Source organism: Kitasatospora sp. NPDC051853, from assembly GCF_044452665.1.
Classification (GTDB): Bacteria; Actinomycetota; Actinomycetes; order Streptomycetales; family Streptomycetaceae; genus Kitasatospora.
In genome coordinates, this window is record NZ_JBITBY010000025.1 from 33,535 (window position 1) to 56,314 (window position 22,780).

General features: G+C 73.1%; 21 protein-coding genes. 15 read left to right on the forward strand and 6 right to left on the reverse strand.

Annotated features, from left to right (window positions below; translation table 11 throughout):
* Positions 1 to 44: 44 nt before the first annotated feature.
* Positions 45 to 1,172, reverse strand: a complete 1,128-nt coding sequence (locus tag ACIA8O_RS39705; protein ID WP_396298966.1) for an MBL fold metallo-hydrolase — start codon at positions 1,170 to 1,172, stop codon at positions 45 to 47.
* A gap of 374 nt (positions 1,173 to 1,546) precedes the next feature.
* On the opposite strand from ACIA8O_RS39705, the gene fabG reads away from it, so the two are divergent.
* A complete protein-coding gene (fabG, locus tag ACIA8O_RS39710) occupies positions 1,547 to 2,266 on the forward strand; it encodes a 3-oxoacyl-[acyl-carrier-protein] reductase (RefSeq protein WP_345290744.1) in 720 nt (239 codons plus the stop codon).
* A 2-nt stretch (positions 2,267 to 2,268) separates the two neighbouring features.
* Positions 2,269 to 3,039: an enoyl-ACP reductase FabI gene (gene fabI, locus ACIA8O_RS39715; RefSeq protein WP_396298967.1), complete on the forward strand. Its 771-nt coding sequence runs from the start codon at positions 2,269 to 2,271 to the stop codon at positions 3,037 to 3,039.
* A gap of 279 nt (positions 3,040 to 3,318) precedes the next feature.
* Here the strand turns inward: fabI and ACIA8O_RS39720 are convergent, their stop codons facing one another.
* The gene (locus tag ACIA8O_RS39720) at positions 3,319 to 3,987 is read right to left on the reverse strand and encodes a FadR/GntR family transcriptional regulator (RefSeq protein ID WP_396298968.1); all 669 of its coding nucleotides are present in this window, start codon (positions 3,985 to 3,987) and stop codon (positions 3,319 to 3,321) included.
* A 96-nt stretch (positions 3,988 to 4,083) separates the two neighbouring features.
* Here ACIA8O_RS39720 and ACIA8O_RS39725 point away from each other — a divergent pair, with 96 nt between their 5' ends.
* The 3 genes from ACIA8O_RS39725 to ACIA8O_RS39735 all read left to right on the forward strand — a co-directional run bounded on the left by ACIA8O_RS39725 (position 4,084) and on the right by ACIA8O_RS39735 (position 6,128).
* Positions 4,084 to 5,358 carry an MFS transporter gene (locus ACIA8O_RS39725; RefSeq protein WP_396298969.1) on the forward strand — a complete coding sequence of 425 codons (1,275 nt, stop codon included), beginning with the start codon at positions 4,084 to 4,086 and terminating at the stop codon, positions 5,356 to 5,358.
* 43 nt (positions 5,359 to 5,401) lie between these two features.
* A complete protein-coding gene (locus ACIA8O_RS39730; RefSeq protein WP_396298970.1) occupies positions 5,402 to 5,524 on the forward strand; it encodes an SGM_5486 family transporter-associated protein in 123 nt (40 codons plus the stop codon).
* 73 nt (positions 5,525 to 5,597) lie between these two features.
* The gene (locus tag ACIA8O_RS39735) at positions 5,598 to 6,128 is read left to right on the forward strand and encodes a SixA phosphatase family protein (RefSeq protein WP_396298971.1); all 531 of its coding nucleotides are present in this window, start codon (positions 5,598 to 5,600) and stop codon (positions 6,126 to 6,128) included.
* Positions 6,129 to 6,214: 86 nt separating this feature from the next.
* Here ACIA8O_RS39735 and serB read toward each other — a convergent pair whose 3' ends face one another.
* Entirely contained in the window at positions 6,215 to 7,462 is a 1,248-nt protein-coding gene (gene serB, locus ACIA8O_RS39740) for a phosphoserine phosphatase SerB (protein ID WP_396298972.1), read from the reverse strand.
* A 173-nt stretch (positions 7,463 to 7,635) separates the two neighbouring features.
* Here serB and ACIA8O_RS39745 point away from each other — a divergent pair, with 173 nt between their 5' ends.
* From ACIA8O_RS39745 to ACIA8O_RS39755, 3 genes are all read left to right on the forward strand, one after another.
* Positions 7,636 to 10,029 carry an ATP-binding cassette domain-containing protein gene (locus tag ACIA8O_RS39745; RefSeq protein WP_396298973.1) on the forward strand — a complete coding sequence of 798 codons (2,394 nt, stop codon included), beginning with the start codon at positions 7,636 to 7,638 and terminating at the stop codon, positions 10,027 to 10,029.
* A 94-nt stretch (positions 10,030 to 10,123) separates the two neighbouring features.
* Complete coding sequence (locus ACIA8O_RS39750; protein WP_396298974.1) at positions 10,124 to 11,275, forward strand: GAF domain-containing sensor histidine kinase; 1,152 nt, start codon at positions 10,124 to 10,126, stop codon at positions 11,273 to 11,275.
* On the forward strand, positions 11,268 to 11,915 hold the full coding sequence (locus tag ACIA8O_RS39755; protein WP_396298975.1) for a response regulator: 648 nt from the start codon (positions 11,268 to 11,270) through the stop codon (positions 11,913 to 11,915). Before ACIA8O_RS39750 ends, ACIA8O_RS39755 begins: the two co-directional genes overlap by 8 nt.
* A 7-nt stretch (positions 11,916 to 11,922) precedes the next feature.
* Here ACIA8O_RS39755 and ACIA8O_RS39760 read toward each other — a convergent pair whose 3' ends face one another.
* Together ACIA8O_RS39760 and ACIA8O_RS39765 are read right to left on the reverse strand one after the other, a co-directional pair.
* On the reverse strand, positions 11,923 to 13,683 hold the full coding sequence (locus ACIA8O_RS39760; protein ID WP_396298976.1) for a glycosyl hydrolase family 28-related protein: 1,761 nt from the start codon (positions 13,681 to 13,683) through the stop codon (positions 11,923 to 11,925).
* Positions 13,684 to 13,761: 78 nt separating this feature from the next.
* On the reverse strand, positions 13,762 to 14,574 hold the full coding sequence (locus ACIA8O_RS39765) for a hypothetical protein (RefSeq protein ID WP_396298977.1): 813 nt from the start codon (positions 14,572 to 14,574) through the stop codon (positions 13,762 to 13,764).
* Positions 14,575 to 14,697: 123 nt separating this feature from the next.
* On the opposite strand from ACIA8O_RS39765, the gene ACIA8O_RS39770 reads away from it, so the two are divergent.
* The 6 genes from ACIA8O_RS39770 (at position 14,698) to ACIA8O_RS39795 (ending at position 20,204) form a co-directional block, all read left to right on the forward strand.
* On the forward strand, positions 14,698 to 15,489 hold the full coding sequence (locus ACIA8O_RS39770) for an ABC transporter ATP-binding protein (RefSeq protein ID WP_396298978.1): 792 nt from the start codon (positions 14,698 to 14,700) through the stop codon (positions 15,487 to 15,489).
* Positions 15,490 to 15,622: 133 nt separating this feature from the next.
* Entirely contained in the window at positions 15,623 to 16,045 is a 423-nt protein-coding gene (locus tag ACIA8O_RS39775; RefSeq protein WP_396298979.1) for an NfeD family protein, read from the forward strand.
* A 10-nt stretch (positions 16,046 to 16,055) separates the two neighbouring features.
* Positions 16,056 to 17,084 (forward strand): SPFH domain-containing protein, encoded by a 1,029-nt coding sequence (locus ACIA8O_RS39780; RefSeq protein WP_396298980.1) that lies wholly within the window; start codon positions 16,056 to 16,058, stop codon positions 17,082 to 17,084.
* Positions 17,085 to 17,255: 171 nt separating this feature from the next.
* Entirely contained in the window at positions 17,256 to 18,014 is a 759-nt protein-coding gene (locus ACIA8O_RS39785) for a sulfite exporter TauE/SafE family protein (RefSeq protein WP_396298981.1), read from the forward strand.
* 34 nt (positions 18,015 to 18,048) lie between these two features.
* The gene (locus tag ACIA8O_RS39790; protein ID WP_396298982.1) at positions 18,049 to 18,345 is read left to right on the forward strand and encodes a 4a-hydroxytetrahydrobiopterin dehydratase; all 297 of its coding nucleotides are present in this window, start codon (positions 18,049 to 18,051) and stop codon (positions 18,343 to 18,345) included.
* Between the two features lie 110 nt (positions 18,346 to 18,455).
* On the forward strand, positions 18,456 to 20,204 hold the full coding sequence (locus ACIA8O_RS39795; protein ID WP_396298983.1) for a PQQ-binding-like beta-propeller repeat protein: 1,749 nt from the start codon (positions 18,456 to 18,458) through the stop codon (positions 20,202 to 20,204).
* A 115-nt stretch (positions 20,205 to 20,319) separates the two neighbouring features.
* Here ACIA8O_RS39795 and ACIA8O_RS39800 read toward each other — a convergent pair whose 3' ends face one another.
* The gene (locus ACIA8O_RS39800) at positions 20,320 to 20,841 is read right to left on the reverse strand and encodes an HNH endonuclease (protein ID WP_396298984.1); all 522 of its coding nucleotides are present in this window, start codon (positions 20,839 to 20,841) and stop codon (positions 20,320 to 20,322) included.
* Between the two features lie 264 nt (positions 20,842 to 21,105).
* On the opposite strand from ACIA8O_RS39800, the gene tyrS reads away from it, so the two are divergent.
* Positions 21,106 to 22,371 (forward strand): tyrosine--tRNA ligase, encoded by a 1,266-nt coding sequence (tyrS, locus tag ACIA8O_RS39805; protein WP_396298985.1) that lies wholly within the window; start codon positions 21,106 to 21,108, stop codon positions 22,369 to 22,371.
* Positions 22,372 to 22,780: the final 409 nt, after the last annotated feature.

Sequence of the window (22,780 nt, forward strand, 5' to 3'; positions counted from 1 at the left end):
CCCCCGCCCCGGGTTGTCCCCTCCCGGGGCGGGGTGACGACGCGTCAGGCCACCGTCTCCCACCAGCCGTCCAGCTCCGGCGGGCTGTCCACGTCCACCCGCTGGCCGGGGCGCGGCACGGCCACCGGCACCGCGTGCTCCTTGGCCGCCACCAGCAGCCGCTCCACCGGCTCGGCCCACGGGTGCAGGCCGAGGCGGAAGGTGCACCAGTGCACCGGCACCAGCAGCCCGGCGCGCAGCTCGCGGTGGGCCAGCACCGCGTCCTCCGGGGTCATGTGGATGTCGGCCCAGGCCGGGTCGTACGCGCCGATCTGCACCAGCGCGGCGTCGAACGGGCCGTGCTGCTCGCCGATCCTCGCGTAGCCCTCGAAGTAGCCCGAGTCCCCGGTGTAGTAGACCTTCCTGGTCGGCCCGGCGATCACCCAGGAGCCCCAGAGGGTGGTGTTCCTGGTGGTGCCGCGGCCGGAGAAGTGGTGCGCCGAGGTGAGGGTGACGGTCAGGTCCCCCAGGGTGCAGGTCTCGTCCCAGTCCAGCTCGATGATCCGGTGCTCCGGCACGCCCCAGCTGCGCAGGTGCCCGCCGATGCCCAGGGGCACGGCGAACGGCGCGGACTGGCTCTTCGTCAGCCGCTGGACGGTCGGCATGTCCAGGTGGTCGTAGTGGTCGTGCGAGATCAGCACCACGTCCACCGGCGGCAGGTCCTCCAGCTCCACCGGCACCGGGTGCAGCCGCTTCGGGCCGACGTGCTGGGACGGCGAGCAGCGGTCGCTCCAGATCGGGTCCAGCAGCACCCGGCTGCCCTCGATCTCCACCAGCGCCGAGGCGTGGCCGAACCAGGTCAGCCGCACGCCCTCGACGTCCTGGTGCGGGCCGCCGTCGAACCGGGCCAGCGGCACCGGGCCGGTCGGCAGGCCGTCGCGCTCGAACAGCATCCGGCGCAGGGTGCCCGCGTCGGGCGAGCCGACCGAGTCCCGGGCCAGCTCGGACGGGGCGTTGTGGAAGACGCCGTCCCGGTACTGGGGGGAGTTCCGCACCCGGGGGTCGGCCGGGTCGGGCCGACGGCCGAAGGCGACGGGCACCTCGCGGAAGGTCCAGGCGGCGGCGGCCCCGGCCGCGGCGGTCAGGGCGGCCAGCAGGAGGGTCTTCCGGCTGCCCGATCGTTCCTTGCTCATCCGGTTCTACGCTCTCTCGGTCCGTGGCGACGGGCCGGCCGACGGCGGCCCACGAGGGCAACGGCGGCGACCGGGCCGGTTGTTCCCGTTCCGGCCGCCTCCCCGGCGCATTGGCGGGTCCACTGAGCCCCGGGTGGCCGCGCGGTAGCGGAACGTCAGCACCGGGCGCCCCGGCCGCGCCGCCCATTGTCGGAAGGCCACAGTTCGCGCCGGGTGGACCTGTGGGAGAACGATTCGCTCCCGGCCGGAAATGACCGATAGCGTCACACTGCGTACGCGCGCACCGCGTCGCGCACCGCGTACCGCCGCGGCCCACCGGCCACCCCACGTGCCGGTCCGGGCCCGCCGGTCAACCAAGGAGAAGAGGTGTGTCCGTGAGCCGCTCGGTTCTCGTCACCGGAGGTAACCGGGGCATCGGTCTTGCCATCGCCCTGGCCTTCGCCGAGGCGGGTGACAAGGTCGCGATCACCAGCCGGTCGGGCGAGCTGCCCGAGGAGCTGGCCAAGTTCGAGGCGATCGCCGTCCGCTGCGACATCAACGACGCCGCGCAGGTGGACGCCGCCTTCACCGAGGTCGAGGCCGCCCACGGCCCCGTCGAGGTGCTGGTCGCCAACGCCGGGATCACCAAGGACACCCTGCTGCTGCGGATGTCGGAGGAGGACTTCACCTCCGTCCTGGACACCAACCTCACCGGCACCTTCCGGGTGGTCAAGCGCGCCTCCGCCAAGATGCTCCGCGCCCGCAAGGGCCGGGTCGTCCTCATCTCCTCGGTGGTGGGCCTGCTGGGCTCCCCGGGCCAGGCCAACTACGCCGCCTCCAAGGCCGGCCTGGTCGGCTTCGCCCGCTCCCTGGCCCGTGAGCTCGGCTCCCGCAACATCACCGTCAACGTGGTCGCCCCCGGCTTCGTCGACACCGACATGACCGCGGTGCTCAGCGAGGAGCGCCGCAAGGAGATCGTCGCGGGCGTGCCGCTGGGCCGCTACGCCACCCCCGGCGAGATCGCCTCTACCGTGCGCTTCCTCTCCTCCGACGAGGCCGCGTACATCACCGGAGCCGTCATTCCCGTCGACGGCGGATTGGGCATGGGTCACTGATCATGAGTGGAATCCTCGAGGGCAAGCGCATCCTCATCACGGGTGTGCTGATGGAGTCCTCCATCGCCTTCCACACCGCGAAGCTGGCCCAGGAGCAGGGCGCCGAGGTCATCCTCACCGCGTTCCCCCGCCCCAGCCTCACCGAGCGCATCGCCAAGAAGCTGCCGAACCCGGTCACCGTCCTGCCGCTCGACGTCTCCAGCGAGGAGGAGCTCGCCGGGATCGCCGACAAGGTCCGCGAGGCCGGCCTGCCGACCCTGGACGGCATCGTCCACTCCATCGGCTTCGCCCCGCAGGACGCCCTCGGCGGCAACTTCCTGCACACCCCGTGGGAGTCCGTGGCCACCGCCATGCACGTCTCCGCGTTCTCGCTGAAGTCGCTCACCACCGCGCTCCTCCCGCTCATGCAGGACGGCGGCTCGGTGGTCGGCCTCACCTTCGACGCGCAGTTCGCCTGGCCGCAGTACGACTGGATGGGCCCCGCGAAGGCCGCCCTCGAGGCGACCAGCCGCTACCTCGCCCGGGACCTCGGCCCGCGCAACATCCGCTGCAACCTCATCTCGGCCGGCCCCATCGGCTCCATGGCCGCCAAGTCCATCCCGGGCTTCGGCGACCTCGCCGCCACCTGGGAGACCCGCTCCCCCCTCAAGTGGGACCTCTCCGACCCCGAGCCGGCCGGCCGCGGCGTCGTCGCCCTCCTCTCCGACTGGTTCCCCAAGACCACCGGCGAGATCGTCCACGTCGACGGCGGCCTCCACGCCATCGGCGCCTGAACGTAGCCACCTAGGCCAAGGCCCACCAGGGGCGCGAGCCATGTGCACCTAGGTCAAGCACACCAGGGGCGCGAGGCTCTGCTGATGTGCGGCTCCGCCGCGTGGGCGCGAGCCGTGTGCACCTGGGTCAAGCACAACAGGGGCGCGAGGAACTGCGCGGGGCGGGAGAAGCGAAGCTCAGCTTCTCCCGCCCCGCGCAGTTCCTCGCGCCCCTTCGGTTCGTGCGTGGTCACCCTCGTGCGAAGCCGCAGCCGTGGACGGTCGCCCTCGCGCGGAGCGTCAGGCGTCGCTGCAGACCCCGATCGCCCGCCCCGCCTCGACCGACGCCCGCGCGGCGTCGCGCTCCCGCACCGCCGCCAGGATCCCGTCGTGGCTGACGTACCGTTCGGCGATCAGCTCCGGCCCGACGTCGTGCCGCAGGTGAGCCCGCGTCACCTCGCCGAGGTCCGCGTACACCGCCGCGATCACGTCGTTGTGGGCGGCGGCCACCACCGCCTGGTGGAACGCGGCGTCGGCCTGCACGAAGTCCTCCGTCTCCCCGGAGTGCCACGCCGCCTCGCGCCGCTCCAGCGTGACCCCGATCAGCTCCAGGTCGCGTTCGGTACGCCGCACCGCCGCCAACCCCGCCGCCGAGGTCTCCAGCACCGCCCGCAACTCCGCCACCTGCTCCTGGTCGGCGTCCGCGAAGCGACGGTGCATCACCCCGGCCAGTTCGCTGGTCGCCAGCACGTACGTCCCCGAGCCCTGCCGGATGTCGAGCAGCCCGTTGTGGGCGAGTGCCCGGACCGCCTCCCGCACGGTGTTGCGGGCGACCCCCAACTGCTCCACCAGCGCGGCCTCGGTCGGGATGCGTGACCCGACCGGCCACTCGCCGGAGGTGATCTGGGCCCGGATCTGGGCGATCACCTGGTCGGAGAGCGGGGTGCGGCGGGTGGTCGACAGCGCCATCGGACTCCCTGTCAGTTCTACCTGTCGGTTCTACGTGCGGACGCCGCCAGGATACCGGGGTGCCCAAATTCATCCCATCATTCTATGATGGGGCGCATGCCGACCGCCAAGACCACCGCAGCCGAGCGCACCACCCCGGCCGCACGCACCCCCGAACGCTCCACCGAACGCCCCACCGCCCACCGCCTCGGCTGGCTGCTGGCCCTCGCCGTCGCGGTCGCCGCGCTCAACCTCCGCCCGGTGGTCACCAGCCTCGGCCCGATGCTCGACCAGGTCCGGGCGGACCTGCACATGAGCGCCACGGTGGCCGGCCTGCTCACCGCCGTCCCCTCCCTCTGCTTCGCCGCCTTCGGCCTGGCCGCCCCCGCACTGGCCCGGCGGCTCGGCCCGGTGGTGGTGGTCACGGCCGGCCTCGGCGCCATCGCGCTCGGCGTGCTGGCCCGCTCCTTCTCCGGCGGCACGGCGGTCTTCCTGCTCCTCACCGCCGTCGCCCTGGCCGGCGTCGCGGTGGCCAACGTGCTGATCCCGGTGGTGATCAAGCGCTACTTCCCGAACCGGGTCGGCCCGATGATCGGCCTCTACTCGATGGCCCTCTCGATCGGCACCGCGGCCGCCGCCGCCCTCACCGTCCCGATGACCACCGCCCTCGGCGGCAGCTGGCGCGAGGGCCTGGGCGTCTGGGGCCTGCTCGCCGTGGCGGCCCTGCTGCTCTGGCTGGTCACCCTCCTGCTCCGCCGCGACACCCGCCGCTCCGCCTCCTCCTCTTCCGCGTCCCCGGCCGCCACCGCCAAGCTGCCGATCACCCGCAGCCGCACCGCCTGGGCCCTCGGCGCCTTCTTCGGCCTCCAGGCCACCAGCGCGTACGCCACCATGGGCTGGCTGCCCACCATCTACCAGGACGCCGGGGTCTCCGCCGGCTCCGCGGGCGTCCTGCTCGCCCTGGTGATGGCGATCAGCGTGCCGGCCTCCTTCGTCCTCCCCAACCTGGCCGCCAAGCGCGGCGAGCAGGGCCTCTTCGTGGTGGTCCTCGGCCTGTGCGGCATCGCCGGCTTCACCGGCCTGGCCCTCGCCGCCGGCACCGTCCCCTGGCTGTGGGCCACCCTGGTCGGCCTCTCGATGTGCGCCTTCCCGCTCGCCCTCACCATGATCGGCCTGCGCGCCCGCACCCCCGGCGGCGTCACCCAGCTCTCCGCCTTCGCCCAGAGCCTCGGCTACCTGATCTCCATCCCGGGCCCGATCCTGGTCGGCTCGATCTACCAGAGCACCGGCCAGTGGTACCTGCCGCTCGGGTTCCTCGCCCTGCTGCTGGTCCCGCAGATGGCCTTCGGCATCCGGGCCGGCAAGGCCCGCCACGTCGAGGACGAGGGCTGACCCCGGCGTCCGCGGGATCCGTTCGCAGTGCGAGACTCCTCCCATGCCAGTCCTCGAACCGAACCCCCCGAACGGCCAGAAGAAGCTCCTCCAGCTCCTCGGCCTGATCGCCGCCCTGGTCGTGGTGATCGCGATCCTCGCCAGCGTCGCCAACGACATGGGCTGACCCCGCCACTCCCAGGAGTGGCGGGGCCCGGTAGCACCGCGCCCGACCGGGGGTTTTCTGGAAAGCTCTGGGTATGAGCGCCGACACCCTCCGAAGGATCATCGTTCTCCGCCACGCCAAGGCCGACTGGCCCAACGGCGTGGACGACCACGAGCGGCCCCTGGCCGACCGGGGCCGTCACCAGGCCCCGGACGCCGGCCGCTGGCTGACCGACTCCGGCATCAACCCCGACTACGTGCTCTGCTCCACCGCCCTGCGCACCCGGGAGACCTGGAAGCTCGCCGCCCACGAGCTGCCCAAGCGCCCCCGCAAGACGGTCTACGAGAGCCGCATCTACGAGGCCAGCCCCGGCGAGATCATCGCGGTCCTCCAGGAGACCCCGGACGACCACCACGACCTCATCCTGGTCGGCCACAACCCGGGCGTGCTCGGCCTCACCCAGATCCTCGCCGGCGACCAGGGCGACCCCGACGCCCTCACCCGCCTCACCCGAGGCGGCTTCCCCACCGCCGCCATCGCCGTCCTCTCCTTCACCACCCCCTGGAAGACCGTCGAACCGGGCATCGCCCGCCTCGACACCTTCCACACCCCGCACGAGGACTGACGCCACGTCAGAGGCCCCGACCGTTCCGACGGTCGGGGCCTCTGACGTGCGACGTGGTGCTTCCCGGTCCTGCCCGCCGGAGGCGGTCAGTCCTCGGTCGGGGTGCCGTCCAGGGCGTCGGCGGCCTCGACCTCTTCGCGGGTGATGCCGAGGAGGTAGAGGACGGTGTCGAGGAAGGGGACGTTGACCGCGGTGTCGGCGGCTTCGCGGACGACGGGCTTGGCGTTGAAGGCGACGCCGAGGCCGGCCGCGTTGAGCATGTCGAGGTCGTTGGCGCCGTCGCCGATGGCGACGGTCTGCTCCAGGGGGACGCGGGCCTGTTCGGCGAAGCGGGCGAGCCAGCGGGCCTTGCCGGCGCGGTCGACGATCTCGCCGGTGACCCGGCCGGTGAACTTGCCGTCGACCACTTCGAGGGTGTTGGCGGCGGCGTAGTCGAGGCCGAGCTGCTCGACCAGGTGGTCGGTGACCTGGGTGAAGCCGCCGGAGACGATGGCGACCTGGAAGCCGAGGCGGCGCAGGGTGCGGACCAGGGTGCGGGCGCCGGGGGTGAAGCGGACCTCGGTGCGGACCTTCTCGGTGACGGCGGCGTCGAGGCCGGCCAGCAGGGCGACCCGGGCGCGCAGCGACTCGGCGAAGTCCAGTTCGCCCGCCATCGCGGCGGCGGTGACGGCGGCGACCTCCTCCTCGCAGCCGGCGTGCGCGGCGAAGAGCTCGATCACCTCGTCCTGGATCAGGGTGGAGTCGACGTCCATGACGACCAGCCGCTTGGCCCGGCGCTGCAGCCCGGCCCGCACCACCGCGATGTCGACCCGCTGGGCCGCGGCCTCGGTGACCAGGACGGAGCGCAGTTCCTCGGTGGGCACGCCGGAGACGGCCAGTTCGACCGCGGTGACGGGGTACTTGGCGAGGCGGAAGACGCGGTCGATGTTGCCGCCGGCTTCGGTGATGCGGCCGGTGAGGGCGGCGGTGGCGGCGGCGGTCAGGGGGTGGCCGAGCACGGTGACGTGGGAGCGGCCCTCGCGGCGCGGGGCGTTGTCGCCGGTGCCGGAGATGATCTCCGCCTGGAGCTTGAGCTCCTCCGCCCAGCGGTGCACGGTCGAGCGCAGTGCGCCCTCGGCGCCGGGGCCGCCCTCGGGGGTGGCGATCAGGGCGCAGAGGGTGATTCGCCCCCGGGTGACCATCTGCTCGATGTCGATCACGTCCACGCCGAACGCGCCGAGCGTGTTGAACAGTCCGGAGGTGATGCCGGGACGGTCCTTGCCGAAGACCTTGACCAGCAAGGTGCGCTCATCGTCGTACGACCGGGGCAGCGGGGGGAGGGGCGCAGCGTTCATGGTGCCTCCCACGCTACCGAACGGCCGGACCGCGCCCGCAACGGCGTCCGCCCTCTGGACCAACGCGCGGACGAACGGTGGGCGAACAGTGACCGGCTGACAGTGCCCGCCCCGGGGTACTGGAAAGATGGCGCCCCGTCAGGGGTCGGGACGGGCGGGGGGAAGAACGGGACGTGGCACAGCTCGAAGTGGTGGTCGACGGGCGGCGGGTGCCCCTCGATCCGGCGCGCTCGTACTCGGTGGGCCGCGACCCGGCGGCCGATCTGCGGATCGACGACGCCCGGGTCTCCTGGCGGCACGCCACCATCGGCCACCAGAACAACGGCTGGCACCTCACCGACCACGGCTCCACCAACGGCACCTACCACCGGAACGAGCGCACCGCGCACCTCCCGCTCCAGCCGGGCACCGAGGTCCGCCTGGGCAGCGCGGTCACCGGCCCGGTGCTGAGCTTCGCCGCCCCGCAGGTGCCCTGGCACGCGGCGGTCACCAAGCGCGGCGAGGCACCGAAGCAGGCCTTCCCGGCGGCCGCGTTCCCGTCCGCCGCCTTCCCGCGCCAGGAGCCCCCGACGGTGGTGCGCAGCCTGGCCGCGTACACCCGCACCATCAGGCTCGGCCGGGCGCTGGACAACGACGTGGTGCTGACCGACCTGATGGTCTCCCGCCACCACGCCGAGCTGCGCCAACTCCCGCACGGCGACTGGGAGGTGGTCGACCTCGGGGCGAACAACGGGGTCTACCTGAACGGCCTGCCGGTGCAGCGCGCCCGGGTCGGCGAGCAGGACCGCCTCACCGTCGGCCGTTCCAGCTTCGCGCTGGTCGGCGGCCAGCTGCAGGAGTACGTGGACGACGGCGCGGTGACCTTCTCGGCCCGCCACCTCACCGTCGAGGTGGAGCACAAGGGGAGCCGCCGCACGCTGCTGAACGACGTCGGCTTCACCGTCCCGGAGAAGTCCCTGGTCGCGGTGGTCGGCCCGTCCGGCTCCGGCAAGTCCACCCTGCTGCGCGCGCTCACCGGCTACCGTCCGGCCGACGCCGGCCAGGTGCTGTACGACGGGCGCGACCTGTACCGGCAGTTCGCCGAACTGCGGGCCCGGATCGGCCTGGTGCCGCAGTCGGAGATCCTGCACCGCGAGCTGACGGTGCGCACCGCCCTGCGCTACGCCGCCGAGCTGCGCTTCCCCGGGGACACCGAGGCCACCGAGCGCGAGCGCCGGATCGAGGAGGTGCTGTACGAGCTGCGCCTGGACCAGCGGGCCGACCAGCGGATCAGCGCGCTCTCCGGCGGCCAGCAGAAGCGGGTGAGCGTCGCCTTGGAGCTGCTCACCAAGCCCTCGCTGATCTTCCTGGACGAGCCGACCTCCGGGCTGGACCCGGGCATGGACCGCGAGGTGATGCAGACCCTGCGGACCCTGGCCGACGACGGCCGCACCGTCCTGGTGGTCACCCACTCGGTGGCCGAACTCGCGCTCTGCGACCGGGTGCTGGTGCTCGCCCCCGGCGGGTCGGTGGCCTACTTCGGCCCGCCCGCCGAGGCGCTGTACTTCTTCGGCTACCCCAGCTGGGCGGACGTCTTCCAGGCCTTCGAGAACCACCCCGGCCACGACTGGGCCGGCCGCTACCGGGACTCCCCGCACCACCAGGAGTACTCGGCCGACTCGATCGCCACCCCGCTGCCCGCGCTGCCCGTGCAGCGCGGCAGTGCCGCCCCGCCCCGCCCGCGCAGCTGGGGCGCGCAGCTCTGGACCCTGGTCCGCCGCTACCTCGCGGTGCTCGGCACCGACCGGGGCTTCCTGGCGCTCTCCCTGCTGCTGCCGCTGGTGCTCGGCGGGGTGAGCGCGGTGATCCCGGACCCGTGCGGCCTGGTCGCCTGCGAGGGCACCGGCCCCAAGGCGGTGAACGGCGGCGCCCGGATGATCCTGCTGGTGCTCGCGGTCGGCGCCTGCCTGGCCGGGGCGGCCAACTCGGTCCGCGAGCTGATCAAGGAACGCCCCGTCTACGAGCGGGAACGGGCCACCGGCCTGTCCAGATCCGCCTACCTGACCTCCAAGGTGGTGGTGCTCGGCGCCGTCAGCCTGGTGCAGGGCGGGCTGATCTCGGCGATCGGCTTCGGGGTGCGCGAACTCCCGGACGAGGGGCTGCTGCTGACGGGGGCTCCGGCGGTGGAGCTGGGCATCGGGGTGACCCTGCTGGGCTTCGTCTCGATGATGGTCGGCCTGGTGATCTCCGCCCTGGTGCGCACCACCGAGAAGACCATGCCGCTGCTGGTGATGTTCGCCATCGTCCAACTGGTCTTCACCGGCGCGGTGTTCCGGCTCTACGACGAGCCCGGCCTGGAGCAGTTCGCCTGGCTGATGCCGGCCCGCTGGGGCGTCGCGGCGGGCGCCGCCACCCTGGACCTGGGCCGGATCTCCCCGACCGCCCCCGAGCCGGACGGCCTCTGGGCGCACGAGGCCGGGCAGCTGGTGCTCAACTGGGCGGTGCTGGTGCTCTTCGCGGTCCTGCTCGGCCTGCTGCTGGCCCGGCTCCAGCGCCGCCACGAGCCCGAGGTGATGCAGCGCGGCTGAGCACCTGGGGAGGTACGCGCCGCCAGGACCGGGACCATCGACCTAGACCCGATGCCTCATGCCCGCCCCCGGGCCCCGGCGGTAGCGTGGCCCCATGCCGGAACCGTGTGACCAGCCCGCCTGCGACCCCAACCTCAGCGGCATCGAGGCCGTCAGCAGCGCCGTGCTGGCGATGAGCCGCCACCTGGAGGTGCGCGAGGTGCTGCGGCGGATCACCGCCGAGGCCCGCACTCTGCTGGGCGCCGAGTACGCCGCCCTCGGCGTGCCGGACGACCACGGCGGCTTCGCCCAGTTCGTGGTCGACGGCGTCAGCGACGAGCAGTGGAAGGCGATCGGCCCGCTGCCCCGCCAGCACGGCGTGCTCGCCGCCATGCTGCACCGGCTGGAGCCGACCCGGCTCGACGACGTCCGGCACGCCCCGGACTTCGAGGGCTGGCCCAGCGCCCACCCCGACATGAAGGACTTCCTCGGCGTCCCGATCGTGGACGGCACCGAGATCCTCGGAGCCGTCTTCCTGGCCAACAAGGAGGGCGGCTTCACCGCCCACGACGAGGAACTGCTGCGCATCCTGGCCGCCCACGCCGCCATCGCGCTCGGCAACGCCCGCCTCTACGAGCGCAGCCGCGAGCTCACCCTGGCCGGCGAACGGGCCCGGATCGCCCACGACCTGCACGACGCCGTCTCGCAGAAGCTCTTCTCGCTCCGCCTGACCGCCAAGGCCGCCGCCAAGCTGGTCGACCGCGACCCGGACCGGGCCCGCGCCGAGCTGGCCGAGGTGGCCCGGCTCGCCGCCGAGGCCGCCGACGAACTGCGCACCGTGGTGGTCGAGTTGCGCCCCGCCGCGCTGGACGAGGACGGCCTGGTGCCGACCCTGGCCTCCCAGGTGCAGGTCCTCGACCGGGCCCACACCGCCGCCGTCCGGTTCACCGCCGACGGCGTCCGCGCGCTGCCGCCGGCCCAGGAGGCGGCACTGCTGCGGGTGGCCCAGGAGGCGCTGCACAACGCGCTGCGCCACTCCGGCGCCGGGACGGTCGAGGTCACCCTGGCCGGCACGCCGGGCCGCGGCGCCCGCCTGCGGGTGGCCGACGACGGCCACGGCTTCGACCCGGACGCCGTCCGCCGGGCCGGCCGCCACCTCGGCCTGGTCTCCATGCGGGACCGGGCGGCGGCCGTCGGCGGCACCCTGTCGCTGGAATCCGCCCCCGGCCGGGGCACCGTCATCGAGCTGGAGGTCCCCGGTGCCTGACACCGCGTCACCGATCCGCGTGCTGCTGGTGGACGACCACCAGGTGGTCCGCCGAGGCCTGCGCACCTTCCTGGAGGTGCAGGACGACATCGAGGTGGTGGGGGAGGCCGCCGACGGCGCCGAGGGCGTGGAGCGGATCCTCGCCCTCGCCCCCGACGTCGTGCTGATGGACCTCAAGATGCCCAAGGTGGACGGCATCGAGGCGCTGAAGCTGCTCCGCGAGGGCGGCTCCGGGGCCAAGGTGCTGATCGTCACCAGCTTCACCGAGCAGCGCACCATGGTGCCCGCGCTGCGCGCCGGGGCCTGCGGCTACGTCTACAAGGACGTGGACCCGGAGGCGCTGGCCGGCGCGATCCGCTCGGTGCACGCCGGCCACGTCCTGCTCCAGCCGGAGCTGGCCACCGCCCTGCTCTCCGACGACACCCCGCGCGCCCCCCAGGGCCGGGGCGGCAGCCTGACCGAGCGCGAGCGCGAGGTGCTCTCGCACATCGCCGACGGCCGCTCCAACCGCGAGATCGCCCGGGCGCTCCACCTCTCCGAGAAGACCGTGAAGACCCACGTCTCCAACATCCTGATGAAGCTCGACCTGGCCGACCGCACCCAGGCCGCCCTCTGGGCGGTCCGGAACGCGGCCGGCTGACGGGGCGTCAGGCGGGCTCGACCACCAGCCAGGCCACCACCGAGGTGTCCCCGGCCGTCCCGCGGACCCCGAACGACACCCCGGCCGTCCGCCCCGAGACGTACGCCACCCCGGGGGTCGTGCTCGTGCCCGCCGCCGACTGGGCCGTCAGGAAGACCCGGCTGCGCGCCGTCACGGCCGTCGTGGGCACCGTCACCTCGGCGGTCCCGTTCAGCGTCAGCGTGCCCATCCGCGCGCTGCCGCCGCCCTCGCTCACCCGCAGGCCCTGGCCCAGGCTCAGCGCCTGGTCGGTGCGGAGCACCCCGGGCCCGGAGCGCTGCAGCACGGTGTCGGCCGCCGCCGTGCCGTCGCTCCACTCCATCCGGCCGGCGGCGCCCAGCACGAAGCGGGTCCGGGCCTCCCCGGCGACGGCCGTCTTGAGCACGTTGCTCGCGGCGGTGCCGGTCTGCAGGCGGACCAGCGGCTGGTTGACGTTGGAGCCGCTGTTGTCCAGCGCCAGCGCCGTCCGGTCGTCCTGCGCCACCGCGACGCCGTACGCGGCGGTGGCGCCCCAGCGGTTGCGGTCGGCCGTCACCGGCGCGGAGGTCGGGCCGGTGGCCAGCCCCAGGCCCGGGTCCAGGCGCAGCAGCCCGTTCCCGCCGCCGTCCAGCACCGGGGCCTCGGTGGCCTGGAGGTAGCCGCCGGAGACGGAGACGAAGGAGGAGTTCTTCACCGCCAGCCCGTACTGCGGGGTGGAGGCGTTGGCACCGCCGTCGTCGGTGCCGGGGAAGACCGCCAGGCCGGAGACCACCACCGGCAGGGTGGTGCCGAGCGCCTGGAGCCCGGCGTACCCGCCGCCCCCGCCCCCGCCGTTGCGGCCGTCCCGACGGAGCATCAGGCCGTTGAGCACCAGCGGCCCGGCGCCGGTGGCGTTCACCAGCACGCCGTTGTACGCGTTGCGGTCGGTGGAGAGGTTGGTGGCCGAGCAGCCGCCCGCGCCGTTGCCGGTGGTCCAGGCGCCGGTGAACTCGAAGCCGTGGTGGCCGTTCCACTCCGCCCGGCAGCTGACGAAGTGCGAGTTGGCGGCGTTGTTGACGTAGAAGCCGCTCTTGCCGCAGCCGATCGCCTCCAGGTCGATCCAGGTGCAGTCGGTCATCGAGAGGTTGAAGCCGAAGCCGCCGCAGGCGTTGGCCACCACCCGGGTGCCGCGCCAGCTGTAGGCGATGCCGGAGGAGTTGTACGAGGCGGTGACGCCGTTGCCGCCGACCTTGAACACGGCCACGTCCTGGAGCACCACGCCGTGCACGTAACCGACGGCCCGGATGCCGGCCACGGTGTTCCCGGCCGGCAGCCGGGAGCCGTCCACGGTCACCTCGGTCAGCCGCTGCTCGTTGCTCACCACCGGGTAGCCGCCGGTGGCCTGGTCGACGAAGCGGATCACCGCGTCGCCGACGAACGAGGCCAGCGGCCGGACCGAGCAGGCCAGCAGGTCCAGGTGGGTGCCGTGGCTGCCGCGCAGCGTGACGCCGGGCGGCACCACCAGCGGGGCCGAGGTGGCGTACACCCCGGCCGGCAGGTGCACCACGCCGCCGATCGGGCAGGCGGCCAGCGCCGAGTTGATCGCAGCGGTGTCGTCGGTGGTGCCGTCACCGGCCGCGCCGTAGGGCGCGGCGGTCACGTCGAGCCACGGGGCGGTGGTGGTGACCGCGGCGGCCGGCGAGGCGGCGGCCAGGCCGGCCGCGCCCGCCCCGGCCGCCGCGAACAGGAGCTTGCGTCGGGTCGCGTGCATGGAGGTCCCCCAGAGGTGATCGGTGATCGCCGGGGGAGTCTGCCACGCACACCTGACGGTGTGTCGACCGCTTTCGGGTCAGCCCCGCTCGTCCACCAACGCGTTGTACGCCGCCGCCTTGGCCCGCCGCGCGGTCCGGCCGAGCGGCGCCAGCACCTCCCGGCGGGCGGCCATCTCGGTGGCGGAGACGGCCGCGCCGTCGCCGTGCCCGAGGGCGATCCAGAGCAGCGCGGAGATCTGCCGGGCCGACTCCAGCACCCGCACCGCCCGCGGCGGGTAGCCCGGCGCCAGCAGCTCGGTGTGGCCCCGGCGGCGCCACTGGTCCAGGGCCCGCAGGGCCTGCGGGCCGGCGCCGGCCACGTCCAGCTTGGTGAGCATCAGGGTGGTCTCGCGCAGTCCGTCGGCCAGTTCGCGCTCCGCCTCGTGCAGGGACGGCACGTCGGCCGGCGGGCCGTCGTTCACCGCCGAGCAGCGCCAGAGCACCCGGACGCCCTGGTCACCGGCCGGCCCGTACACCTCCACCTCGGGCACGAAGCCGATCGGCAGGCCGACCGCCAGCACCGCCTCGCCGGCCACCATCGCGGCGTCGTTGAAGCCGGCCGGGCCGGTCAGCCCCAGCGGGTGGCCGGAGACCGGCAGGGCCAGCCGCAGCCCGGTCGCCCCGAGCACCCGCAGCCGTCCCAGGGCCCAGGTGAGCCCGTGCAGTTCGCCCTCGGCGTCGCCGGGCAGCCCGGCCACCCGGTGGCTGTCGTCGGCGCCGGCCACGGCGGTGGCCGCGTGGTCGGGGGAGGTGTGGCCGGCCAGCAGCGCGTTGCCCCAGGCGGCCAGGCGCCCGGAGCGCGGCTCTTCGTACGGATTGTCGGCCGGATTGTCGGCGGCAAAGGCAGGCATCCGGCCAGCCTACGGAAAGTACGGCCATCCGCGTGGCGTAGGTTTGGACAGCAATCCCGAGGGCCCGGCGCCCGGGGCCCTCGGACACCGCCGAATTTTTCTTGCTTTGGGGAAGGCGTAGGCATGAGCGACGTGCTGGAACTGGTGGACGTATCCGTGGTCCGGGAGGGGCGCGCGCTTGTCGACCAGGTCTCCTGGTCGATCGCCGAGGGCGAGCGCTGGGTCATCCTCGGGCCGAACGGGGCGGGCAAGACCACCCTCCTCCAGGTCGCCTCCACCTACCTGCACCCCACCTCCGGCTCGGCCGCCGTGCTCGGCGAGAAGCTCGGCGAGGTGGACGTCTTCGAGCTGCGCGCCCGGATCGGCCTGGCCTCCGCCTCCCTGCTCGACAAGCTCCCCGCCCAGCAGACCGTCCTGCAGACCGTGCTCACCGCCGCCTACGGCATGACCGCCACCTGGAACGAGGAGTACGAGAACACCGACTCGTACCGCGCCCTCGCGCTGCTCGACCGGCTCGGCATGTCGGCCCTGGTCGAGCGGAAGTTCGGCACCCTCTCCGAGGGCGAGCGCAAGCGCACCATGATCGCCCGCGCCCTGATGACCGACCCCGAGCTGCTGCTGCTGGACGAGCCGGCCGCCGGCCTGGACCTCGGCGGCCGCGAGGACCTGATCCGCCGTCTCGGCGCGCTGGCCCAGGACGAGTTCGCCCCGGCGATGGCGATGGTCACCCACCACGTGGAGGAGATCGTCCCCGGCTTCACCCACGTCCTGATGATCCGTCAGGGCAAGGTGCTCACCGCCGGCCCGATCGACACCGAGCTGACCGCCCGCAACCTCTCGCGCTGCTTCGGCCTGCCGCTCACCCTGGAGCGCCACGGCGACCGCTGGACCGCCCAGGGCCTCCCGCTCGGCTGAACACTGCTGTACGCGGCCCTGAACGCGCTGAACAAGGACTGAACCGGGGCCGGTCGCACATGCGGCCGGTTTCCGCCCGTCCACCTGCGGGAACTTTCCGCCGGGAGAGACCTCGCCTCCCTAGGATGGACCCGTGGACAGCTGGATCTGGTGGCTCCTGGCCGCCGTGGGACTTTGCATACCGCTGGTGCTCACCGCGATGCCGGAGTTCGCCATGTTCGCGGTCGGCGCCGGCTTCGCCGCAGGGGCCTCGGCCCTCGGCGTCGGCGTGACCGGGCAGTTCCTGATCTTCGTCGGGACCTCGGTCGCCCAACTGGTGTTCGTCCGGCCGATCGTGCGGCGCCAGTTGGAGAAGGGGCCGCAGCTCAGGACGGGCGTCGATGCGCTCACCGGGGCCACCGCCATCGTGCAGGAGCAGGTCGACGGGCAGGGAGGGCGGATCAAGCTGAACGGCGAGATCTGGTCGGCCCGTGCACTGCACCCCGGCAGCGTCTACGAGCCGGGGCAGCAGGTCGACGTCGTCGAAATCCAGGGCGCCACCGCCCTGGTCGTCTAGGGGAGAACGAGTGGAACCCGTCCTGATCGTCCTGATCGTCCTGGTCGTGGTGGCCTTCATCGCACTGATCAAGACGATCCAGGTGATCCCGCAGGCCAGCGCCGCCATCGTGGAGCGGTTCGGCCGCTACACCCGCACGCTGAACGCCGGCCTGAACATCGTCGTCCCGTTCATCGACCGGGTCCGGAACCGGATCGACCTGCGCGAGCAGGTCGTCCCGTTCCCGCCGCAGCCGGTGATCACCCAGGACAACCTGGTGGTGAACATCGACACGGTGATCTACTACCAGGTCACCGACGCCCGGGCCGCCACCTACGAGGTGGCCAGCTACATCCAGGCGATCGAGCAGCTCACCGTCACCACGCTGCGCAACATCATCGGCTCGATGGACCTCGAGTCGACCCTGACGTCCCGTGAGGTGATCAACGCGGGGCTGCGCGGCGTCCTCGACGAGGCCACCGGCAAGTGGGGCATCCGGGTCAACCGGGTCGAGCTCAAGGCGATCGAGCCGCCCACCTCCATCCAGGACTCGATGGAGAAGCAGATGCGCGCCGACCGCGACAAGCGCGCCGCGATCCTCACCGCCGAGGGTGCCCGGCAGGCCGCCATCCTCCGCGCCGAGGGTGACAAGCAGGCCGAGGTCCTCAAGGCCGAGGGTGAGGCCCAGGCCGCGGTGCTCCGCGCCGACGGTGAGGCCGCCGCCATCCGGACCGTCTTCGAGGCGATCCACGACGGCGACGCCGACCAGAAGCTGCTCGCCTACCAGTACCTGCAGACCCTGCCCGAGCTGGCCAAGGGCGACGCCAACAAGCTCTGGATCATCCCGAGCGAGGTCGGCGACGCGCTCAAGGGCCTCGGTGGCGCCTTCACCGGCCTCGCCCCGAACGGCAACGGCGCCGCCCCGGCCGCCACCGCCGTCCCGGTCGACCGCCCCTCCGTCCCGCCGGCCGCCGGCCCGCGCCCGGTCGACACCGAGAAGGGCGCCGCCCGCCCCCGGGTGGAGCCCAGCCGCGAGTACCCCAAGCTCGACCCCGAGTAGGCCGCAGTGCCGACGGGCCCGTTCCCCCACCGGGGGAGCGGGCCCGTTCGCGTACCGGACGCCCCTATCCGCCGGGGCCCGCCCTGATGCATGATCAGCGGACGAATCGTCCGGACGTCCGGCTGCGAGCCGCCCGAGTGCCGTGGACCGGACCAGGGAGGGGTACACGCAATGACGCTCTGGGAGGACCTCGCGGTCCTGCTCGCCGGGGTCGCCGCCGGGACCATCAACACCGTGGTCGGCTCCGGCACCCTGATCACCTTCCCGGTGCTGCTCGCCTTCGGCGTGCCACCGGTCACCGCCAACGTCTCCAACACCATCGGCCTCGTCCCCGGCAGCCTCAGCGGCGCCATCGGCTACCGGGAGGAGCTCAAGGGCACCGCCCCCCAGCTGCTCCGGCTCGGCACCGCCTCGCTGCTCGGCGGCCTGCTCGGCGCCTGGCTGCTGATCGAACTCCCCGGCTCCGCCTTCGACGCCATCGTGCCGGTGCTCATCCTGCTCGCCCTGGTCCTGGTCGTGATCCAGCCACGGGTCGCCCGCGCGATGGCCGCCCGCACCCGGGACGGCGAACCGCGCGGCATCGGCCCGGTGCTGCTGACCGGCGTCTTCCTGGCCGGCGTCTACGGCGGCTACTTCGGCGCCGCCCAGGGCGTGCTGCTGATCGCCCTGCTCGGCATGCTGCTCCAGGACCCGATGCAGAAGCTCAACGGCATCAAGAACGTCCTCGCCATGGTCGTCAACGGCGTGGCCGCGGTCTTCTTCGTCTTCACCTCCGAGATCGACTGGCTGGTGGTCGCCCTGATCGCGGTCGGCTCCACCATCGGCGGCCAGGTCGGCGCCAAGGTCGGCCGCCGCCTCTCCCCGGTCGCCCTGCGCTGCCTGATCGTGGCCGTCGGCCTGGTCGCCGTGACCCGGATGCTCCTCACCTGACCCGTGCCCGGCGCACCGTGCGTAGCCTGACGGCATGACAGATCGCACCCTGCTGACCGAGGCCCGGATCACCGAGGGCCTGGCCGCCCTCCCGGAGTGGACCCGGGAGGGCGGCAGCATCGTCCGCACCGCCGAGACCGCGAGCTTCCCCACCGCCATCGCCGTGGTGGACGCGGTGGCCCTGGCCGCCGAGGAGCTCGACCACCACCCGGACATCGACATCCGCTGGCGCACCCTGCGGTTCGTCCTCTCCACCCACAGCGCCGGCGGCCTCACCGCCCTCGACCTCACCATGGCCGCCCGCATCGACCAGGCGCTGCGCGCCCTCTGACACACCGTCGCACGCCGCCCGGATGCCCGAAAAGCGCTGGTTCCGGGCGGGATGCCCCCGAGGGCGTGAGATGCTGGCCCCCGCACCACGCAGTCGGACGGACGGATCGCATGGCCCAGGACTACTCCGGCCCCGCAGGGCAGGACCCGGTCGGCTACGACTACCAGCCCGGCTGGTACCCGACCCAGGAGCAGCCGCAGTACCAGCCGCAGGAGCAGTACGCGGGGCATCAGCAGTACTACGACCCCTCGCCGTACGCGCCGACGGACCACCAGGAACCGCCGCCCGCACCGGCCTTCGAGCCCGCGGCCGCACCTCGGCCGGCCGCCGTGCCCGCACAGGAGGCACCCGCCGTCGAGGCCGCGGCCGTGGCCACGGCCGTCGCGCTGCCCGCCCAGGGCCGCCGCGCGGCCCGCGCGGCCGCCAAGGGCAGCACGAAGTCCTCCGGGGGCAAGACCTCCGGGAGCAAGTCCCCCGCGGGCAGGTCCTCCACCGGCTCACCGCTCGACCGCGTCAAGGACCTGGTCGGCTCCGCCCTCTCCGGCGAGCACGCGCCCGGCAAGCGCGCCCTGCTGATCCGCACCGGCGCGGGCGTCGCCGCCCTCGGCGTGCTGGTCGCCGCCGCGCTGACCGTCACCGGCGACCAGGACGAGGAGGCCGGCACGGCCGGCCCCGCCGCCGCCCCGAGGACCTTCAACGTCGCGCACGCCAAGGCCTGGACCGCCCAGCCCGCCGGCGCCCCGGCCGCCGGGGCCGACGACACCCTGCTCGGCAGCTGGATCACCGGCGACGCGGTGGTCCGCGCCGACTCCACCGGCGTGCACGCCTACGCGCTGGCCGACGGCAAGCCCACCTGGACGGTCACCCCGCCCGCCGACGGCGCCGTCCCCTGCGGCCTCTCACCCACCGTCAACTCCGACGGCCTGGGCGCCGCCCTGTTCCGCACCTCGGCCGACCCGAAGAGCCCCTGCACCCTGCTCGCCGCCGTCGACACCAAGACCGGCAAGAACGCCTGGACCAAGCCCGTCTCGGACGCCAAGGACAGCTACACCGCCCACGCCGCCGTGCTGGCCGACCGGATCGTGGTGGTCGGCGACGACCGCGCCGCCGCCTGGGCCGCCGCCGACGGCAAGGACCTCTGGGCGTACGCCGGGCAGGGCCAGTTCTGCACCCTGAGCGGCACCGCCGCCGGCAGCCGGGTGCTGCTCCACAGCACCTGCGCCGACAGCAACCCCAACGACCAGGCCGTCGCGCTCAACGCCGCCGACGGCAAGGTGCACTGGTGGCGCGGGCTCAACAACCAGCCCAAGACCGTCACCGTGCTCTCCGCCGAACCGGCCGTGGTGCTCACCACCGGCGGAGCCCCCGCCGACGACCGGATCTTCGCCTGGGGCGACAGCGGCGACCCGGCCGCCGAGATCCCCCTCAACACCGACGAAGGCCGTCTGGAGGCCACCCGGGGCGCGCTCTCCGCCACCCCCTCGGTCTTCTTCCACGAGCAGACCCTGGCCACCACCCTCACCCCGGGCAACGGCGGACAGCCGGCGGCGGTCGCCTACGACCTCACCACCGGCAAGCAGAAGTGGCGGACCCCGGTCACCGAGAAGGGCAAGACCGCCCCGATCGGCCTGGCCGACGGCGCCCTGCTGCTGGCCACCGACGAACGCCTCGACCAGCCCGCCCACCTCAGCCGCTACCCCCTCACCGACGGCCGCGCCGCCACCGGCGGCGGCTTCGCCCAGGGCACCGGCTCCCTGCTCACCTCGGGCCGGCTGCTGACGGGCGGTGGCAAGGTCGTGGCGGTGCCTGAGCACTCCACCAACTTCGGCCTCGCCACCGCCTTCCAGGCCAAGGGCTGAGCCCCTGACCCCGGTCGGGAGCCGACGGCCCGTCAGTTCCCGACCTCACTGGTGGGCCGACCTGTCCCCCGACCGGGTCGGCCCACCAGGGCTCTGTGTCCTACTCCGGCCGCCCTCAAGCGACCGCCATCGCGGCCGCCGGCAGCCACGGGGCCAGCTCGGCCATGTCCGAGCCGCGCAGCCCGAGCGCCAGCATCAGCGTGGCCTCCGGCGTCGGCTCGAACGGCTGCCGCAGCAGCCGCATCCCCGCCTGCTCCGGCGTCCGGTCCGCCTTGCGCTGGTTGTCCTCCGCGCAGGCCGCCACCGTGTTCAGCCAGGAGTCCGCCCCGCCGCGCGACTTCGGCTGCAGGTGGTCCACCGTGGTGGCCCGCCGCCCGCAGTACGCGCAGAGGAACTGGTCCCTCGCCAGCACCCCCCGCCGTGACCACGGGGCCCGTTGTCGGAACGGCACCCGGACGTACCGTTGGAGCCTGATCACCCGCGGCACCGGGACGGACACCCCCGAACCGCGCACCATGCCGAGCGGATGGGCGTGCTCCACCACCGCCTTGTCCTGCAGCACCAGAACCACGGCGCGCTTGAGCGACACCGTCGTCAGCGGTTCGTAGCTCGCGTTCAGCACCAGCGTGTTGCGCACCTCGGGCCACCTTCCTGCGGACCGTGCCCGACGGCACGCCCGTCCAGAACCTGTCCGCCGGTCGGCGGTACTCCACTCTGAACGGCGGCCCGTGCTGCGAACAACGGAATTTTCGGTGCCCGGCGGCCGGCCTGCCGGGCGGAGCGGAAACCCGCTGGCCCGGACCGCGTAGGCTCTTGCACGCTGGAACCGTCCCCCCGCCGGGCCCGACCGATACGGACCCGACCACGCGGCGGGGCGCCCGACCGAAGGAGAAGCGTGACCGTGACGGACATCGTCGACGAGCTGCGGTGGCGAGGGCTGATCGCCCTGTCCACCGACGAGGACGCACTGCGCAAGGCGTTCGCGGACGGCCCGGTCACGTTCTATTGCGGCTTCGACCCGACGGCCCCCAGCCTGCACCTCGGCAACCTGGTCCAGATCCTGACCATGCGCCGCATCCAGCAGGCCGGAAACCTCCCGCTCGGCCTGGTCGGCGGCGCCACCGGCCTGATCGGCGACCCCAAGCCCACCGCCGAGCGCGTCCTCAACGACCCCGAGACGGTGGCCGCCTGGGTCGAGCGCCTGCGTGGCCAGATCTCGAAGTTCCTCGACTTCGAGGGCGAGTTCGCGGCCCGCATGGTCAACAACCTGGACTGGACCTCGGGCATCTCGGCCATCGGCCTGCTGCGCGACATCGGCAAGTACTTCCGGGTCAACAACATGATCGCCAAGGAGGCCGTCGCCCGACGGCTCAACTCCGAGGCCGGCATCTCCTACACCGAGTTCAGCTACCAGGTCCTCCAGGGCATGGACTACCTGGAGCTCAACCGCCGCTACGGCTGCACCCTGCAGACCGGCGGCAGCGACCAGTGGGGCAACCTCACCGCCGGCACCGACCTGATCCGCAAGGCCGAGGGCAAGTCCGCCCACGCCCTCGCGACCCCGCTGATCGTCAAGGCCGACGGCACGAAGTTCGGCAAGACCGAGTCCGGCACCATCTGGCTGGACCCGGAGCTCACCACCCCCTACGCCTTCTACCAGTTCTGGCTGAACGCGGACGACCGGGACGTGGCCAACTTCCTGCGCATCTTCTCCTTCCGCTCGAAGGAGGAGATCGAGGAGTTGGAGCGGGAGACCGCCGAGCGCCCGCAGGCCCGCCTCGCCCAGCGAGCCCTGGCCGAGGAGCTCACCACCCTGGTCCACGGAGCCGAGCAGTACGAGCGCGCGGTCGCCGCCTCCAAGGCCCTCTTCGGCCAGGGCGCCCTGGCCGACCTGGACCCCGCCACCCTGGCGGCGTCCCTGGCCGAGGTCCCCAAGGGCACGGTCACCGAGCTGCTCCCGATCGTCGACCTCCTGGTCGAGTCCGGCCTGGCCCCCAGCCGCTCCGGCGCCCGACGCACCATCAAGGAGGGCGGCGCCTACCTCAACAACGAGAAGGTGACCGACGAGGAGGCCGTCCCGGCCACCTCCGACCTCCTGCACGGCCGCTGGCTCGTCCTGCGCCGCGGCAAGCGCACCATCGCGGCCATCGAGGTCGCACCGGCGTGACGCCGACTGGCTGAAACCGCACGGCGGTTGAGCAGCCACTTCTCCACCGAGGGGCCGGATCGAGCCAGATCCGGCCCCTCGTGTTTGACGCGGGCCAGGCGGTGCCCTAACGTAGTCCGAGTTGCCCCGAGGGCCGAGCAGAAACTCCCGAATTCGAATTCGAGAGCGGAAAATCGGCCGGAAAAACTCTGATAGAGTTCGGGAGTGCCGAAAGGCCGGAGCGAAATCGGAAAGCGAAAGCGTCTGATAAGCTCGGAACACGAACGAACGAAGCGCCCGGAGGGCCTGCCGGAAGGCGGTCCGAAGGAAGCCACCGTTCCTTGAGAACTCAACAGCGTGCCAAAAGTCAACGCCAGATATGTTGACATCCCCGGCCTCACCTTTGTGGTGGGGTTGGAGATTCCTTTAT

Coding starts and splice junctions, on each gene's coding strand:
- ACIA8O_RS39705 (WP_396298966.1), bottom strand. CDS start 1,172: ATGAGCAAGGAACGATCGGGCAGCCGGAAGACCCTCCTGCTGGCCGCC.
- fabI (WP_396298967.1), top strand. CDS start 2,269: ATGAGTGGAATCCTCGAGGGCAAGCGCATCCTCATCACGGGTGTGCTG.
- ACIA8O_RS39720 (WP_396298968.1), bottom strand. CDS start 3,987: ATGGCGCTGTCGACCACCCGCCGCACCCCGCTCTCCGACCAGGTGATC.
- ACIA8O_RS39725 (WP_396298969.1), top strand. CDS start 4,084: ATGCCGACCGCCAAGACCACCGCAGCCGAGCGCACCACCCCGGCCGCA.
- ACIA8O_RS39730 (WP_396298970.1), top strand. CDS start 5,402: ATGCCAGTCCTCGAACCGAACCCCCCGAACGGCCAGAAGAAGCTCCTC.
- ACIA8O_RS39735 (WP_396298971.1), top strand. CDS start 5,598: ATGAGCGCCGACACCCTCCGAAGGATCATCGTTCTCCGCCACGCCAAG.
- serB (WP_396298972.1), bottom strand. CDS start 7,462: ATGAACGCTGCGCCCCTCCCCCCGCTGCCCCGGTCGTACGACGATGAG.
- ACIA8O_RS39750 (WP_396298974.1), top strand. CDS start 10,124: ATGCCGGAACCGTGTGACCAGCCCGCCTGCGACCCCAACCTCAGCGGC.
- ACIA8O_RS39760 (WP_396298976.1), bottom strand. CDS start 13,683: ATGCACGCGACCCGACGCAAGCTCCTGTTCGCGGCGGCCGGGGCGGGC.
- ACIA8O_RS39765 (WP_396298977.1), bottom strand. CDS start 14,574: ATGCCTGCCTTTGCCGCCGACAATCCGGCCGACAATCCGTACGAAGAG.
- ACIA8O_RS39770 (WP_396298978.1), top strand. CDS start 14,698: ATGAGCGACGTGCTGGAACTGGTGGACGTATCCGTGGTCCGGGAGGGG.
- ACIA8O_RS39785 (WP_396298981.1), top strand. CDS start 17,256: ATGACGCTCTGGGAGGACCTCGCGGTCCTGCTCGCCGGGGTCGCCGCC.
- ACIA8O_RS39790 (WP_396298982.1), top strand. CDS start 18,049: ATGACAGATCGCACCCTGCTGACCGAGGCCCGGATCACCGAGGGCCTG.
- ACIA8O_RS39795 (WP_396298983.1), top strand. CDS start 18,456: ATGGCCCAGGACTACTCCGGCCCCGCAGGGCAGGACCCGGTCGGCTAC.